Annotated in this window: 14 protein-coding genes; 3 read left to right on the forward strand and 11 right to left on the reverse strand. The window is 57.8% G+C overall.

Features of this window, described 5'->3' with window-relative positions; all coding sequences use genetic code 11:
* Positions 1–30: 30 nt before the first annotated feature.
* The 5 genes from H6G52_RS06685 to pyrH all read right to left on the reverse strand — a co-directional run bounded on the left by H6G52_RS06685 (position 31) and on the right by pyrH (position 3,238).
* Positions 31–831, reverse strand: coding sequence for an alpha/beta fold hydrolase (locus tag H6G52_RS06685; protein WP_190527267.1), 801 nt, complete (start codon positions 829–831; stop codon positions 31–33).
* Positions 821–1,348 (reverse strand): NUDIX hydrolase, encoded by a 528-nt coding sequence (locus tag H6G52_RS06690; RefSeq protein ID WP_234406562.1) that lies wholly within the window; start codon positions 1,346–1,348, stop codon positions 821–823. Before H6G52_RS06690 ends, H6G52_RS06685 begins: the two co-directional genes overlap by 11 nt.
* Complete coding sequence (bcp, locus tag H6G52_RS06695) at positions 1,311–1,790, reverse strand: thioredoxin-dependent thiol peroxidase (protein WP_099532071.1); 480 nt, start codon at positions 1,788–1,790, stop codon at positions 1,311–1,313. The genes H6G52_RS06690 and bcp overlap by 38 nt, the downstream gene beginning before the upstream one ends.
* Before the next feature lie 181 nt (positions 1,791–1,971).
* On the reverse strand, positions 1,972–2,523 hold the full coding sequence (frr, locus tag H6G52_RS06700; RefSeq protein WP_099532072.1) for a ribosome recycling factor: 552 nt from the start codon (positions 2,521–2,523) through the stop codon (positions 1,972–1,974).
* Positions 2,510–3,238, reverse strand: a complete 729-nt coding sequence (pyrH, locus tag H6G52_RS06705) for a UMP kinase (protein ID WP_099532073.1) — start codon at positions 3,236–3,238, stop codon at positions 2,510–2,512. Before pyrH ends, frr begins: the two co-directional genes overlap by 14 nt.
* A 292-nt stretch (positions 3,239–3,530) precedes the next feature.
* On the opposite strand from pyrH, the gene H6G52_RS06710 reads away from it, so the two are divergent.
* Both H6G52_RS06710 and hetL read left to right on the forward strand, forming a co-directional pair.
* Complete coding sequence (locus H6G52_RS06710) at positions 3,531–3,926, forward strand: metalloregulator ArsR/SmtB family transcription factor (protein ID WP_099532074.1); 396 nt, start codon at positions 3,531–3,533, stop codon at positions 3,924–3,926.
* A gap of 95 nt (positions 3,927–4,021) precedes the next feature.
* On the forward strand, positions 4,022–4,741 hold the full coding sequence (gene hetL, locus H6G52_RS06715) for a heterocyst differentiation pentapeptide repeat protein HetL (RefSeq protein ID WP_099532075.1): 720 nt from the start codon (positions 4,022–4,024) through the stop codon (positions 4,739–4,741).
* A gap of 338 nt (positions 4,742–5,079) precedes the next feature.
* On the opposite strand, the gene rsgA is transcribed toward hetL, so the two are convergent.
* The 6 genes from rsgA to grpE form a co-directional block, all read right to left on the reverse strand.
* Positions 5,080–6,165 (reverse strand): small ribosomal subunit biogenesis GTPase RsgA, encoded by a 1,086-nt coding sequence (gene rsgA / locus H6G52_RS06720; protein WP_190527268.1) that lies wholly within the window; start codon positions 6,163–6,165, stop codon positions 5,080–5,082.
* Positions 6,162–6,437, reverse strand: a complete 276-nt coding sequence (locus H6G52_RS06725) for a sulfurtransferase TusA family protein (RefSeq protein ID WP_099532077.1) — start codon at positions 6,435–6,437, stop codon at positions 6,162–6,164. Before H6G52_RS06725 ends, rsgA begins: the two co-directional genes overlap by 4 nt.
* Positions 6,438–6,460: 23 nt before the next feature.
* Positions 6,461–7,600 carry a molecular chaperone DnaJ gene (gene dnaJ, locus H6G52_RS06730; RefSeq protein ID WP_190355385.1) on the reverse strand — a complete coding sequence of 380 codons (1,140 nt, stop codon included), beginning with the start codon at positions 7,598–7,600 and terminating at the stop codon, positions 6,461–6,463.
* Between the two features lie 220 nt (positions 7,601–7,820).
* Positions 7,821–10,022, reverse strand: a complete 2,202-nt coding sequence (dnaK, locus tag H6G52_RS06735) for a molecular chaperone DnaK (protein WP_190527270.1) — start codon at positions 10,020–10,022, stop codon at positions 7,821–7,823.
* 5 nt (positions 10,023–10,027) lie between these two features.
* Entirely contained in the window at positions 10,028–10,354 is a 327-nt protein-coding gene (locus tag H6G52_RS06740) for a hypothetical protein (RefSeq protein ID WP_190527272.1), read from the reverse strand.
* Positions 10,355–10,495: 141 nt separating this feature from the next.
* Positions 10,496–11,230 carry a nucleotide exchange factor GrpE gene (gene grpE / locus H6G52_RS06745; RefSeq protein WP_190527274.1) on the reverse strand — a complete coding sequence of 245 codons (735 nt, stop codon included), beginning with the start codon at positions 11,228–11,230 and terminating at the stop codon, positions 10,496–10,498.
* 683 nt (positions 11,231–11,913) lie between these two features.
* Between grpE and H6G52_RS06750 the strand changes: the two genes are divergently transcribed.
* The gene (locus H6G52_RS06750) at positions 11,914–13,944 is read left to right on the forward strand and encodes a GspE/PulE family protein (RefSeq protein WP_190527276.1); all 2,031 of its coding nucleotides are present in this window, start codon (positions 11,914–11,916) and stop codon (positions 13,942–13,944) included.
* The last annotated feature ends 35 nt before the right edge of the window (positions 13,945–13,979 follow it).

A 13,979-nucleotide genomic window follows, 5' to 3' on the forward strand; every position in this document is an offset into this window, starting at 1 on the left:
ATTGCCCAGGTTCCGCGCCCATCCTGGCTCCTAGAGATCCAGTTGCAAAATGGGCGATCGGGGGTTTGCCATGGTTCTGGCAATGATCTCCGCCACCAGTTCCGGCGCTTCTTGAATTTGCTGCCCCCCTTCCAGAGGCAAAAACGCCTGTCGAGTCTGGGCTAACCAAGCCGCATGGGGCCCCTTGGCTGAACGCCCCCGATCGCGCCCGGTTTCGCGCACAGCCCGCAGCGTCCAAACCGGACAAACCAGACTATCCCAATTCTTCGTTTCCAAAATTTCGGCCCGAACCGTGCCCCACTCCAAATTGATCGGTGATGCAGGCGATCGAACCGCCCGCTTCAGCAAGGATGGGGCCGCCGGTTGCCGCCTGCGACGGGGAGAACCCAACTGTGGCCACCGGAATCGTAATTGAGCACCTTTCAAGGTTTGCTCCGGATCCACCAGCAACACCCCCAGCACACGATGGGGACGATACAGGGCATAGCTGATGGCGATCCAAGCGCCCAAGTCGGCTCCCAACAGCCACAGCCGATCGACCCGCAGCGCGTCCAACCACTCATCGATCGCCGCCAGCAACCCCGGCAACGACTCCCAGCGCGGCCGCCCCGACTCTCCCACCCCGGGCAAGTCCGGCGCAAGGCAATGGGTCGATCGCCCCAACGCTTCCAAAAGCCCCTGCCACTGGCCGCCGTCATGGGCCGCCCCATGCAAACAAACCACCGCCAGCGAGTCCGGCTTTCCCGCCTCTCGCCAAAACCAATCCCCTCGCGGCAACCGCATTCGGGCATTACGCACCAGTTGGGCCGCTGCCTGGGGTTTAATCCACAACGGCTTGGCCTCTGAAATAATCCTGGACTTGTCTCGCATGATCATGCGCCAACAACATCCCCCCGATCGAACTTGGCGCAAACAAGCCCACTTCTGCAATTTCCAGTTGATCCACCGGGGCGATCGCTCCAGTCACCTGCACTTCCACAGAAATGTTCACGGCATGGATTCGAGGGTCGCGGTCAAAGGCCGAATAAACCCCCACTAACCGCCCCACCGCCACAACGGTGAGACCCGTTTCCTCCGCCAGCTCACGGTGAATGGTCGAAGCGATCGTGTCGCCCCAATCCACCAACCCACCGGGTAACGACCACAGGCCGTTATCCCGCCGCTTCACCAGCACGAACCGGCCATCCGGCATCACCGGAATCATCGTCACACCCACCAGGGGATGGCGAAACACCACACCCAAAACTGTTTTGACATAGCGCCAAACTTGGGCCAAAGGACGAAAACCGGTCACGGCCAAATTTCCCAGTTCATTCAGGGGATGCCAACGGGGTTGAAAGGTCAGCAAGAACCTGAGTTGGATGAATTTCAGGCTTCACTTTCCGATAGATTTGCTCAATCCTACCATCTACCCCAATAACGAAAGTCTGTCGGAAAACTCCGATATATTCTTTGCCCATGAATTTTTTAGGGCCATAGCTCTCATAGGCGGTGGCGACGGAACCGTCGAGATCACAGAGTAACGGGAAAGGAAGTGAAAACTTCTGGGTGAATTTCTGGTGAGCTTTTGCGTCGTCTGCACTGACACCCAAGATCACGGTGTTTGCTGCTTGGAATTCGGCGTGGTGGTCGCGGAAACCGCAGGCCTCTTTGGTGCAACCGGGCGTGTTGTCCCGAGGATAGAAATAGAGCACCACCCGCTGGCCCCGCAGCGCCGACAGTTGCACCAAGTTGCCTTCGCCATCGGGCAAGGTGAAATCGGGGGCGAGGTCGCCAACTGAAAGGGTCATAGGCCAAAAAATTCACTGCAAGAGGGATCTGGAAGCAACGGAGCTGAATTCAACCGAAATTCAACCGAAATTCAGATAGCCAACTCCATCGAAAAACAGCAAAACCCGATCGAGTCAGGCCAATCCCACAGCAGGGCAGCACCTGAACGAGATCGGGTTGCCAATTCGTTCACCAAACCTGTTAAACGGTCATGATGTCCTTTTCTTTTTCCGCTAGCAAGCTGTCAATTTTGGAGATGAATTTGTCCGTGGTTTTTTGCACCTGATCTTGCAAATCACGGGCTTCATCTTCCGACAACTCGGCGCTCTTTTCTTGCTTACGAATTTGATCGATCGCCTCTCGCCGCACGTTGCGAATGGCGACCTTGCCCTCTTCGGCATACTTCGAGGCCACCTTCACCAGCTCCTTGCGGCGCTCTGAGGTGAGCGGCGGAATATTCAGGCGAATCACCGAACCATCGTTATTGGGCGTGAGACCAATATCTTCATCCATCGAGATCGCTTTTTCGATCAACGACAGGGTGGTTTTATCGTAGGGCTGAATCGCAATGGTGCTGGCATCGGGGGTGCTGATGCCGGCCAAAGACTTCAAAGGCGTAGGAGTGCCGTAATATTCCACCACAATTCGATCGAGCAGGGAGGTGTTCGCCCGCCCCGTTCGAAGCGTATTAAAAGAGCGCAGGGTGGCTTCCACACTCTTTTGCATGTTGCTTTCAACGTCAGCTAACTTCACAGCGTCCTCCTACAATCGTGCCGACTGATTCTCCCATGACCGCGCGCTGAATATTGCCGCTAACGGTCAAGTCAAACACCACGATCGGGATGTTGTTTTCCTTGCACAGGGCGATCGCGGTACCATCCATCACGCGCAGATCCTGCGTCAAAACATGATTGTAGTTGAGGCTGGTGTAGCGTTTTGCCTCAGGATTGGTCTTTGGATCCGCGTCGTAGATCCCATCCACCTTCGTGGCTTTAAAGATCACATCCGCATCAATTTCCGCCGCTCGCAGCGCTGCCGTTGTGTCAGTGGTAAAAAACGGGTTGCCGGAGCCAGCCCCAAAGATCACCACTCGCCCCTTTTCCAGATGACGAATGGCACGTCGTCGAATGTAGGGTTCAGCCACTTCTTGCATGGCGATCGCGGTTTGCACTCGGGTGGGTACCCCTTGGCGCTCTAGGGCATCTTGCAGGGTCATGGCGTTCATCACCGTGGCGATCATGCCGATGTAGTCACCCGTGGCCCGATCCATGCCGCCGGCCGCCGCCTTGACTCCTCGGAAAATATTGCCACCGCCCACCACGATCGCCAGTTGCACCCCCGTGGCCATCACCTCCGCCACTTCGCGGGCAATGCCGTGGACAATTTCGGGATCGATGCCATAGGACAAGTCACCCATCAGCGCTTCGCCGCTGAGCTTCAGTAGAATTCTTCGGTATTTAGAGTCCATTCGGCTACGATCTCGCGTTGCTAGAGTCCAAGCTTCCCCCATAGGATATCGCAAGGCATTCCATGCGCATCAGCTTGGCTGAAAGGGTTGTGGGATGTCCCTTGGGCGATCGGGCAATCTCTATTAAACTCTTTATGGCTATCCAGTTATACTTATTGGGTCATCTCATTGGGTCATCGCGCATTGGGTCATCTTGCTCCTGTGCTCCCATGCTGAATTGCCCTCACCAGCAGCCTGTTTGCTCCCAAACGCTTGCATATTCTCCAACGCCATTGCTTGGCCCCCTTCTGGCATGACTGATCAAGATTGCAACCCGCTGACCCCTGAAGTTTTGACCTCGATCGCTGACTATTTCAAGGTGCTTTCGGAAGTGAGCCGCTTGCAAATTTTGTGTTGTTTGCGATCGGGGCCCATGAACGTGATGGAACTGACGGAAGCGACGGGTTTCAGTCAAGCCAACTTGTCCAAACACCTGAAGATTATGACCCAGGCGGGCATCTTGTCCCGGCAGCCCAAGGGCGTTAGCGCCTATTACGAAGTGGCGGATCCCAAGGTGTTTGTGCTTTGTCAGAGTGTTTGCGATGGCATTGGCGATCGACTGCGGCAACAGGCTCAACAGTTCCAATTGGGCCCGACGGGAATGGGCGATCGAGCAGGGCGATCGGCCGCCCAAAGCCACCCCGGATGATCGCGGCAATCGTGCCAGAACAACCATTCAAGCGGCCATGATTAGCGATTCAACAGGCTGTTAACCGAATTCATCGATAGGAAATCACGGACTTTATGGACGTGCAAGAACTGATTCAGCGCGGTGCAGCGGGTGAACAAAAATTCCATCTCATCCAAATGCGGGATGTGGAATTAACCGCCATGAATTTCCAGGGGTTTGACTTTAAGCAAGCGGATTTTCGGCAAGCAAGATTAGGTAAAAGCAACCTCAGCCATTGCAATCTGCAACAGGCGGATCTGAGTGAATCGCTGCTTTGGGGAACGAATTTGCATGGAGCAGATTTGAGCGAGGCAACGCTGCGAGAGGCAGATTTAACGGGGGCAATTTTGACGCAAACTTGTTTGAAGTTTGCCAACTTTTGCAAGGCAATTTTGAGCGGTGCGGATTTGGCGCGGGCAGATTTGCAAGGGGCCGTTTTGTATGAGGTGGATTTTCGATCGACCCCTAATCACCACACGAATTTGCAGCACGCCCACTTTGCGGAGGCAGATTTGAGCTATGGCCAACTGAATGGGGCAATTTTGCGCCATGCATCGTTGGAGGGAGCCAAGCTCTGCCGCGCCAATTTACGCCGCATTTCCGGCGCAACGCCTCTGATTACGGATCTGACGGGAGCCAATCTGAAGCGTGCTGACCTCAGCTATGCGGATCTGACGGGGGCGATTTTGCGGGATGCAGACTTGCGCGGGGCGGATCTGACCGGAACGCTGCTGGGGCAAGCGGATTTGCAGGGGGCCGCCCTGCCAGATGGGTTTGCGTTGCAAGTGTCCTAGGGGTGATTGCCTGATCGGGTCGATGGCTCGATCGGCTCCATATCGTTCAGGCGATCATTCTGGCTGTTGAAGCGGCTCAAGATTACCACCCGCTGCCAGCGCTTATCTTTCGGCTATCTTCCGGCCATTGCTCCGGGACAGGTTCGGGACAGGTTTGGAATATTAGACCTCTTGCATCAATCAAAACCCTCACCCTAAATCCCTCTCCCAAGTCGGGAGAGGGACTTGGCAACCAACAACGAAATCGCCGTTATTCCCGATTTCTGGCTCCCCTTCGCCCTCCTTGGGAGAAGGGGTTGGGGGATGAGGGCTGTTAACTGATTCGCGCAAGAGGTCTATTAAAGATCATCCGTTTCCTCGATCGCCTGGTGCTGCAATCGGCGGGAAGTGCGGCGAAATCGTTTGCTATTCAACCGGGGTTCCAGGACTTCGCGCCCGTCTCGCTGGATTTTGCGCTTGAAGGAGCTTTCGGTTTGGCGTTGGCGCTCTTGGGCGGCTTCGTAGTCGATCGCCTCCTCAAGCAACTCCAGATAGAAAGGATATCGTTCCCAGTCGCCGCGAACGGCGCAGTCTGGCTCATTGCGGTGGCGACAATCCCCATAGCGACAGGGAGCGATCGCTAGCCGTTGCTGAATTTCGGGAAACAGGGCCGGAATGGCAGCGGGGCCACAGGTCAGTTGAGGCTGATTGAATCCCGGCGTATCCGCCAGCAGACCACCACCCGGCAGCTCAAATAGCTCCACGTGGCGGGTGGTGTGGCGGCCGCGAGCCAATTTGCCGGAAACGGCGGCCGTTCGCAGATCCGTGCCAATTAAGGCCCCGATCGTGCTGGACTTGCCAACACCGGACGGGCCCGCCACAACGGTTGTTTGCCCCGAAAGGGCCTCATGCAGGGTTTGGAGTCCCTGTTGTTGATAAACACTAATCAGTAATGGGTCATAGCCCCAATTTCGCAGCCGATCGCGCCATTGCTGGCAGTCCGCCACCGACAGCAAATCCCGTTTGTTCAGACAAAGGGTGACCGCCAGCCCCGTAGACTCCGCTTTCACCAAGAATCGACTCAGTTGATGGGGATCCAAGGCGGGTTCCGCCAGGGCAAAGACCAACAACACCCGATCCACATTGGCCACGGGCGGCCGATCGAGCCAACTGCGGCGGGGCAGGACTTCTTCGATCGCCCCCCGTTGGCCTTGCCAGTCCGGTTCCACCACCACCACCCGATCGCCCACGGCCACTTGTTGACCCACCTTTTTCAGGCGGGCCCGCCGCAAACACAGCAACCGTTGAGTGGTGCAGGTGGCGGGAATGGGAGCACCAGGGTCAAGCTGCACCCAGTAATAGTTGGCTTGCACGGCCAAAACCGTGCCCATTAACCGTTCGATCGCGATCGGTTCAGCGGGGAGAGTCGTTGCTTGCCCGGTCATGACTCCGCAGCAGCAGCGGCCGGCTTGCGCACTTGCAGCACAAAGTGACCATCTGCCGCCTCGGGGTGAGGGCCCAAAAACTCGATCGCATAGCCCGCCATGGTTAAACTATCGGGCACTTGCTCGATCGGCTCCCCCGCATCCAGCCACACTTCCAGCAGCGCCCCGGCTGCCATCTGTTGCAGTTTCAACTTGGTGCGCACAAAGTTGATGGGGCAGGGCGTTCCCCGCAGATCAAGCTGTTCATCCGGTTCCAGGGCGATCGCCGCCATCCTGCCAACTCCTTTCCAGTCCCCTAATGAAACAAATTACCTAAAAAACCGCGGCCCCCCTTATGGGTCGAGTCGCCACGCAGGGCCGCCAATTTCTCGAGAATTTCCCGCTCCTCATTGCTGATCCGCGTGGGAATCTCAATCTGCACCGTAATCAGGTGATCGCCGCGCTGGCTGGGGTTCCCCAAGCGAGGCACGCCCTTGCCCTCCAGGGTTAACACCGTGCTGGGTTGGGTTCCGGCCGGGATTTCCAGCGCCTCCGTGCCATCGATCGTTTCCACCTCGATCGTGGCCCCCAAAATTGCCTGTAAATAGCTCACGGACAGTTCCGACAGAATATTGATGCCATCCCGTTGGAACTGTTCCTCCTCATTCACAAACAGGTAAACGTAAAGATCCCCAGGCGGGCCGCCGGCCTTGCCCGCGTCGCCTTCGTTGGAAACCCGCAGTCGCGTGCCGTTGTCTACCCCGGCTGGGATGGAGATTTTGAGCTTTTTGGTGACCTGTTTGGTGCCGCGGCCGCCGCAGTCGGTGCATTTGTCCTCAATCACTTGACCCGTACCGTTACAGGTCGGGCAAACGGACACTTGCGCAAAACTGCCAAAGGGCGTGCGGGTGGCTCGGCGCACTTGGCCTGAGCCGCCACAGGTGCCACAGGTTTTGGGGCTGGTTCCCGGCTTGGCTCCGGAACCGTTGCAGGTGTTGCAGGTTTCCAGATGGCTAATCCGGATTTCCTTTTCGCCACCGAAGATGGCTTCCTTGAAGTCAAGGCGCAAATCGAGGCGGAGGTCATCCCCACGCACCGGCCCGCTGCGTCGTCGGCCACCACCGGGCCCCCCAACCCCGCCAGCTCCGGCAAACCCGCCAAAAAAGGTTTCAAAAATGTCGGCGAAGCCCCCCATATCGCCCACACCAAAATCGCTGAAGCCTGGCCCCCCGGCGGCTCCCGACACACCGGCTTCGCCAAAGCGATCGTACCGGGCCCGCATTTCTGGCTCCGAGAGCACTTCGTAGGCTCGGTTAATTTCCTTGAACCGCTCTTCTGCCCCCGCCTCTTTGTTCACGTCGGGGTGATACTTCCGAGCTAACCGACGGTAGGCTCGCTTAATTTCGTCCTTATCTGCGTCGCGAGATACGCCGAGAGTCTCGTAGTAATCAGCCATAGCGCGATTTCAATCGGTGTGTGGGTGGTTAGGGGCAACTCCAACAGACGAAACTTAACAAAAGGGGGTGTGACGCTGCAACTGGCGAGGGGGCGTAATTGCCGTCTATGGATGAGGGGGGTTACCCAGGCCAATCTTGGGAGAGTTGGCCTGGGCTGGCGACTGTTGGAATGGGTCGAAACTGGATGGGGAATTGCTCGGAACTGGAGCGATCAGGCGTTTAGTCCTCGATCGCCTCGTAGTCGGCCGCGATCGTGGAGTCATCGTATTCTGAATCGTCATCGTCCGGTAACTCAATGCCCAAATCTGTGAGGGCGATCGAGGCGATCGGGGACGGCGGATCCACACTCAATTCCGGCATCGAAAAGCTATTCCCATCCCCGTTGGCCAACAGGTTCACCGCAGGCACGGCAGGGGTGACCGCCGGAACCGGGCTGGGGCTGGGAACGCTGACAGGCGCGGGACTGGTGGCCACGGGAGCCACGGGCGGCGGCGTGACCGGGGGGGAGGCGATCGGGGGGGAGCTGAATGCTGAACTGGTTGGCCCCGTCACGGAAGGAGCGGGAGCGGGGGATGGGAATTGCGGGGAAGATGAGGGCTTGTTGGCAGCTTCCGAATTCTGATAAGCTCGTTTACCCACCGACAGTAGGGATTCCTGAAGCGCATTGAACGCCGATTGCAAATCCTCAAAGCGTGCTTCCGGATCGCTATCCAGTCGCCCAAGGGTGTCGGCCTGGGTTTTCAGCACTTGGCGCAACGAATCATCGATCAGATCGGCATTGCTTTGGAGTGCCGATTCATAGCTATACATCAGGCTATCAATCTGGTTTTTCAGATCCACGCGCTGCCGTCGGTTGCGATCGAGATCTGCAAACTTTTCCGCATCCTGCCGCATCCGCTCCACTTCTTCCGTGGACAGGCCACCGGTATTGGTGATCCGGATACTTTGTTTTTGGCCCGTGCCTTTGTCCACGGCCGAGACCTTGAGGATCCCGTCAGCGTCAATTTCAAAGGAGACTTCGATTTGCGGCAGGCCGCGGGGAGCGGGGGGAATGCCGGTCAGCAGGAACCGGCCAAGGCTCTTGTTGTCGGCAACCATGGCCCGCTCCCCTTGGGCCACATGGATTTCCACGGAGGTCTGACCGTCGATCGCGGTGGAGAAGACTTGCGATCGGCAGGTGGGAATCGGGGTGTTGCGATCGACAATCCGCGTAAACATGCCCCCCAGGGTTTCCAACCCCAAGGACAGGGGAGTCACGTCCAACAACAGCAGGTTTTGCACTTCGCCGCCCAAGACTCCCGCTTGGATGGCAGCCCCCAGGGCCACGGCCTCATCAGGATTCACGGAGCGATCGGGCTGACGACCCGCAAACCTGGCGCTGACGGCCTGTTGGACGGCGGGAATGCGAGTGGAACCCCCCACCAAAATGATTCGATCGATCTGATCGGGCGCAAGGCCCGAATCCCGAATGGCTTGATCCACCGGGTCGAGCGTGGCCTGCACCAAGTGTGCCACCAGTTCTTCAAACTTGGTGCGGGTCAGCTCCATTTCCAAATTCTTGGGCCCTGTTTCGTCGGCGGTGATGAACGGCAGGTTCAGGGAGGTGGTGGGGGAACCGGACAGTTCAATTTTGGCCCGCTCTGCCGCTTCCCGCAGGCGCTGGAGGGCCATCTTGTCTTCGAGCAGGTCAATGCCCTCGATCGCCTTGAACTCTTCGATCGCCCAGCTAATGATGCAGTTATCAAAGTCATCGCCCCCCAGGTGGTTATTCCCGGCCGTGGCCTTCACTTCAAAAACCCCATCCCCCAGTTGCAGCACCGACACATCAAACGTGCCGCCGCCCAGGTCAAACACCAGCACCGCCCGATCGACATCCTGCTTGTCAACACCGTAGGCCAAGGCCGCCGCCGTCGGTTCATTCACGATCCGCAGCACTTCCAGACCCGCAATCTGGCCCGCGTCTTTCGTGGCCTGGCGTTGGGCATCGGTGAAATAGGCAGGAACCGTAATCACCGCTTGGGTGACCGCCTCCCCCAGGTAAGCCTCCGCGTCCTGCTTCAGCTTGTTCAGCACCATGGCAGAAATCTGCTGGGGCGTGTAGGACTGGTCGCGAATTTTCACATCCACAGTCTCATCGCGCCCGGCCACGCAGGTGTAGGGCATGACACGCCGCTCGGACTCCGTTTCCGTCCAACGGCGACCGATAAAGCGCTTAATGCTGAAGACCGTGTTTTCGGCGTTGGTGACCGCCTGCCGTTTGGCCAACTCCCCCACCAGCCGTTCGCCCCCCTTGCCAAACCCGACAATGCTGGGAGTGGTGCGGGCCCCCTCCGAGTTGGGAATGACGATCGCTTGGCCGCCTTCCAGAACGGCGACGCAGCTATTGGTCGTGCCAAGATCGATCCCGATAACTTTTCCCATAGTTTTCAACTCAATGGCAGCAGCGGTTCAATCATCCCCATCACGGCAAGATTGATCGATACCTCATCAATACCCAGGCAGTTTCCATTGGCCTTCATATTGACCGGTTTTCGGAACAAACACACCGCAACCCGGCGATGAATGGTTTCAAGCTCAATTTCTAAAACTTTAAGATCGAGAGCTGAGAGTTCCGGCACTCGAATGTTTTTGGAACCCCAACGGTCAGAACCCAAACTTCTAGAACAAGCCGCTAGAACGAATTGCCCGGTAGAGCCAATGACGAAACTGGGCTGAAAAGGAGGCCACCACATCAGCACTGAACCCGGAACCATAACCCGGAGCCGTTGGGCCAGAGCCTGGGACGATCGATTAACCGATCACTAACCGATAACCGAGGCGATCGCCCCAGGGCCATCGCTGAATCATCATTGACCCTGGGCCCAACGGGTGCGCCATTGCTCATTCGGCGGCCCTTAGGACTCAGAGGCGGCCTGGTCGTTGTCCTCAGACGCTACCACAGGCTCACCGGGAGCGGCAACTTTCACCATGGCATGGCGCAACACCCGATCGCCCAACAGATAACCATCCTGCAACTGCTCCAGCACCGTGCCTTCCGGGTGCTCATTGGACGGCTCCCGCATCACCGCCTCATGCAAATTCGGGTCAAATTCCTGGCCCTCGGGGCGCATTTTCACCACCCCTAACCGCTTCAGGCTGTCCACCAACTGGCGATAAATGCCCTGATAGCTCTTGTGCAGATTTAATTCGCCATCGGTTTGGGGCTTGATAAACGATCGGGCCCGCTCAAAGTTATCAATAACTGACAACAGCTCGCGGATCGTATCGCAGCGAATCCGCAACTCCAACTCTTCGCGCTCTTTGGCGGTGCGGCGGCGGAAATTCTCAAAGTCAGCCGTTAAGCGCATGTGCTGGCCGGTGCGATCGTCCAGTTGCCCCTTCAAGCCCTCAATTTCCCGCAGCAAGTCCGCCACCTTGGGCCCATAGGTTCCTTCGGCTGCCGGTTCTTCCAACTCAGACAAGTCCAGATCATCCAGGGTGGCCGGTGCTTCCTCGGTTGCGCTGGTTTCGGGGGTGGCGGCTTCGGGGGTCGGCGCTTCGGCGGTTGGGGTTTCTACTACCGCTTCGGGGGCCGGGTCATTCACCGAGGCATTGTCTTCCGTCAGGTTTTCTTCAGGGCTGTAGGTCATTGGTTCCTCGCTAGCAGTGATCACAATGGAGTTTTTGTTGAGTTCCTGTTGAGCTTTGACCATCAACAGTCCAACAACGGTCAAATTTCCTGACCCGTGCAAATTGGCCAAATTGGGGCGCTCGCCCGTGGGTGGCCCTCACCACTCCAGTACTCGCTGAAGTGCAGATTGCCCATCACCCACCTGTCCCGCAGGGCTGCCCGGACAGTGACCCGCACAGGCTCAACCTATGTTAGAACGCCACCCGGCCGAATCGAACATTTCCCGCCCTGGCCCCTACCTCAGATGCCAGCTCTAGATGCCAGCTCTAGATGCGAGCTTTCCCGAGACCTTTAGCTTAGGATTGATTTGGTTTTGATCCATTGGCTTTGCATGACCCGCCAGCCCACCCTGAAACCGATCCGAGAACAGGCTCGAACCCGTGGCCCAAAACTCAAAACCATGGCCCAAAAACCAATCAGTGTCAATGCCTGCCATTCTTAGGCATCCAGCTTCAGGATCCAGCTTCGATCCTTGGGGCTGCGCGGCTGCGGGCTGTTGTTTTCGGGAGGGAGACCGGGGTATACCTGGGTCATGCTGTAGCTGAGTTGGGCCCTGTAGCTGAATTGATTGCCCGTCCGTTTCGCTCCTCGCGCCCGATCGCCCGATCGATGCGCCTTCGATCCCGCTAGGTGTCACCTGCTATGACAAACTCCATAAACCGGCGCGCCCTGGTTGTCCAAAGCAATTTTTCGCCCTTCGGTAACAAACTTGTGCAGTCGGGCTATGTGGATCCCGACCAAATGAGCCGCGCTTTGGCTGAACACCGCCAGTCGGGCCGGCCGCTGATGGAAGTGCTGGCAGCGATCGCCGGCAAAGAAGTGCCACCGGAATTGGTGCGCCAGTACAAAAAGCAACTGCTGTTTGAACTCAAAATTCTCCACGGGGTTGAGGCGATCGACCCGGAAATTGAAGAAGTGTCCGCGGCCCAGGTGGAGCAATGCATTGAAACCCTGATTCCGGTGGATGTTTGCCGTCGCTATCGGTTGCTGCCCCTGGGACGGGCCCAACGGGGCGACGCACCGGCCATGATGGTGGCCATGGCCGACCCGGACAACCTGGACGCGCTGGACGATTTGAATCGCATCCTGCGGCCCCAAAACCTGGCCCTGATTCGGCGGGTGATTGCCCCCGAAGATTACCAGGCCATCATTAGCCAATACCTAGACGAAGCGGCCCGCAAGTCCCAACAAGCCTCCCGCCAAACTTCCGTCGCCGTCAGTTTCGATGAGTCGGATTTGCAGAACCTCGAAGCCATGCAAATGGAAGAGGCTTCCGACGAATTGGAGACGGACGACCTGGCCAGCTCCATGAACGACGCGGAGTCAGGGCCGATCGTCAACCTGGTGAATAAGGTTTTGATTAAGGCCCTGCAAGACGGCGTTTCGGATATTCATGTGGAACCCCAAGAGGAAGAAATGCGGATTCGGTTCCGCAAAGATGGGGTGCTGCAAGAGGTGTTCCGACTCCCGAAAAAGGTGGTTCCGGCCGTGACCTCCCGGTTCAAAATCATTTCCAACCTGGACATTGCCGAACGACGGGACACCCAGGATGGGCGGATTCGCCGGGTCTTTGAAGGGCGGAAAGTGGACTTTCGGGTCAATGTGCTACCCAGTCGCTACGGCGAGAAGATTGTGTTGCGGATTTTGGATAACTCCTCAACACAACTGGGTTTGGATAAGCTGATTGGCCGGCCGGAATCGTTGCAGTTGGTGCGGGAGATGGCCAGCCGCCCCTTTGGCTTGATTTTGGTGACGGGGCCGACGGGTTCCGGGAAGTCCACCACGCTCTATTCCATTTTGGCGGAACGGAACGACCCGGGCATCAACATCAGTACCGCTGAAGACCCGATCGAATATGCCTTGCCTGGGATTACCCAGGTGCAGGTGATTCGGGAAAAGGGACTGGACTTTTCGCGGATTCTGCGGGCATTCCTGCGCCAAGACCCGGATGTGATTCTGGTGGGTGAGACGCGGGACAAGGAAACGGCCAAAACGGCGATCGAGGCGGCCCTCACGGGGCACTTGGTGTTAACCACCCTGCACACCAACGACGCATCCGGGGCGATCGCCCGCTTGGATGAAATGGGCGTGGAACCTTTCATGGTGGCGGGGGCCCTGTTGGGCGTGGTGGCCCAGCGGCTAATGCGCCGTGTTTGCAGCGAATGCCGCGTGCCCTACACCCCCACCCCCGAAGAGTTGGCCCGCTACGGCATGAGCGCCAACCAAGAATCCCACCTGACCTTCTACAAGGCCAATGTGGTGTCGCCTGATGAGCGCAAGACCCTGGGCGAAATGGGCAAACTTTGTCCCAAGTGTGGCGGTGTGGGCTACAAGGGCCGTTGCGGGGTTTATGAGGTGTTGCAAGTGACGGAAACCTTGCAAAACCTGATTACCCAAGGGGCCCCAACCGATCGCATCAAAGAAGCCGCCGTTGAAGAAGGGATGGTTACCCTGTTGGCCTACAGCCTGGATCTGGTGCGGGAAGGGCTGACCACCTTCGAGGAAGTGGAGCGGGTCACCTTCACCGACACCGGGCTAGAAGCGGAACTGAAGGCCAAGCGCAAGAGCGCCCTCACCTGTCGCACCTGCGCGGCAGAACTCCAGCCAGACTGGATGGACTGTCCCTATTGCCTCACACCTCGGTTTGAAGAGCCGTTGGTGACCGGTCGCTAGCTTTTGGCGATCGCTCATGACTGGCTCGCCGGTTG

The sequence above is a fragment of the Limnothrix sp. FACHB-881 genome, assembly GCF_014698135.1.
GTDB lineage: Bacteria > Cyanobacteriota > Cyanobacteriia > CACIAM-69d > CACIAM-69d > CACIAM-69d.

Bases quoted from the DNA above. Each gene is read 5' to 3' on its own strand.
- bcp (WP_099532071.1), bottom strand. From the start codon at position 1,790: ATGACCCTTTCAGTTGGCGACCTCGCCCCCGATTTCACCTTGCCCGAT.
- pyrH (WP_099532073.1), bottom strand. From the start codon at position 3,238: ATGGACTCTAAATACCGAAGAATTCTACTGAAGCTCAGCGGCGAAGCG.
- H6G52_RS06710 (WP_099532074.1), top strand. From the start codon at position 3,531: ATGACTGATCAAGATTGCAACCCGCTGACCCCTGAAGTTTTGACCTCG.
- hetL (WP_099532075.1), top strand. From the start codon at position 4,022: ATGGACGTGCAAGAACTGATTCAGCGCGGTGCAGCGGGTGAACAAAAA.
- rsgA (WP_190527268.1), bottom strand. From the start codon at position 6,165: ATGACCGGGCAAGCAACGACTCTCCCCGCTGAACCGATCGCGATCGAA.
- H6G52_RS06725 (WP_099532077.1), bottom strand. From the start codon at position 6,437: ATGGCGGCGATCGCCCTGGAACCGGATGAACAGCTTGATCTGCGGGGA.
- dnaJ (WP_190355385.1), bottom strand. From the start codon at position 7,600: ATGGCTGATTACTACGAGACTCTCGGCGTATCTCGCGACGCAGATAAG.
- dnaK (WP_190527270.1), bottom strand. From the start codon at position 10,022: ATGGGAAAAGTTATCGGGATCGATCTTGGCACGACCAATAGCTGCGTC.
- H6G52_RS06740 (WP_190527272.1), bottom strand. From the start codon at position 10,354: ATGGTTCCGGGTTCAGTGCTGATGTGGTGGCCTCCTTTTCAGCCCAGT.
- grpE (WP_190527274.1), bottom strand. From the start codon at position 11,230: ATGACCTACAGCCCTGAAGAAAACCTGACGGAAGACAATGCCTCGGTG.
- H6G52_RS06750 (WP_190527276.1), top strand. From the start codon at position 11,914: ATGACAAACTCCATAAACCGGCGCGCCCTGGTTGTCCAAAGCAATTTT.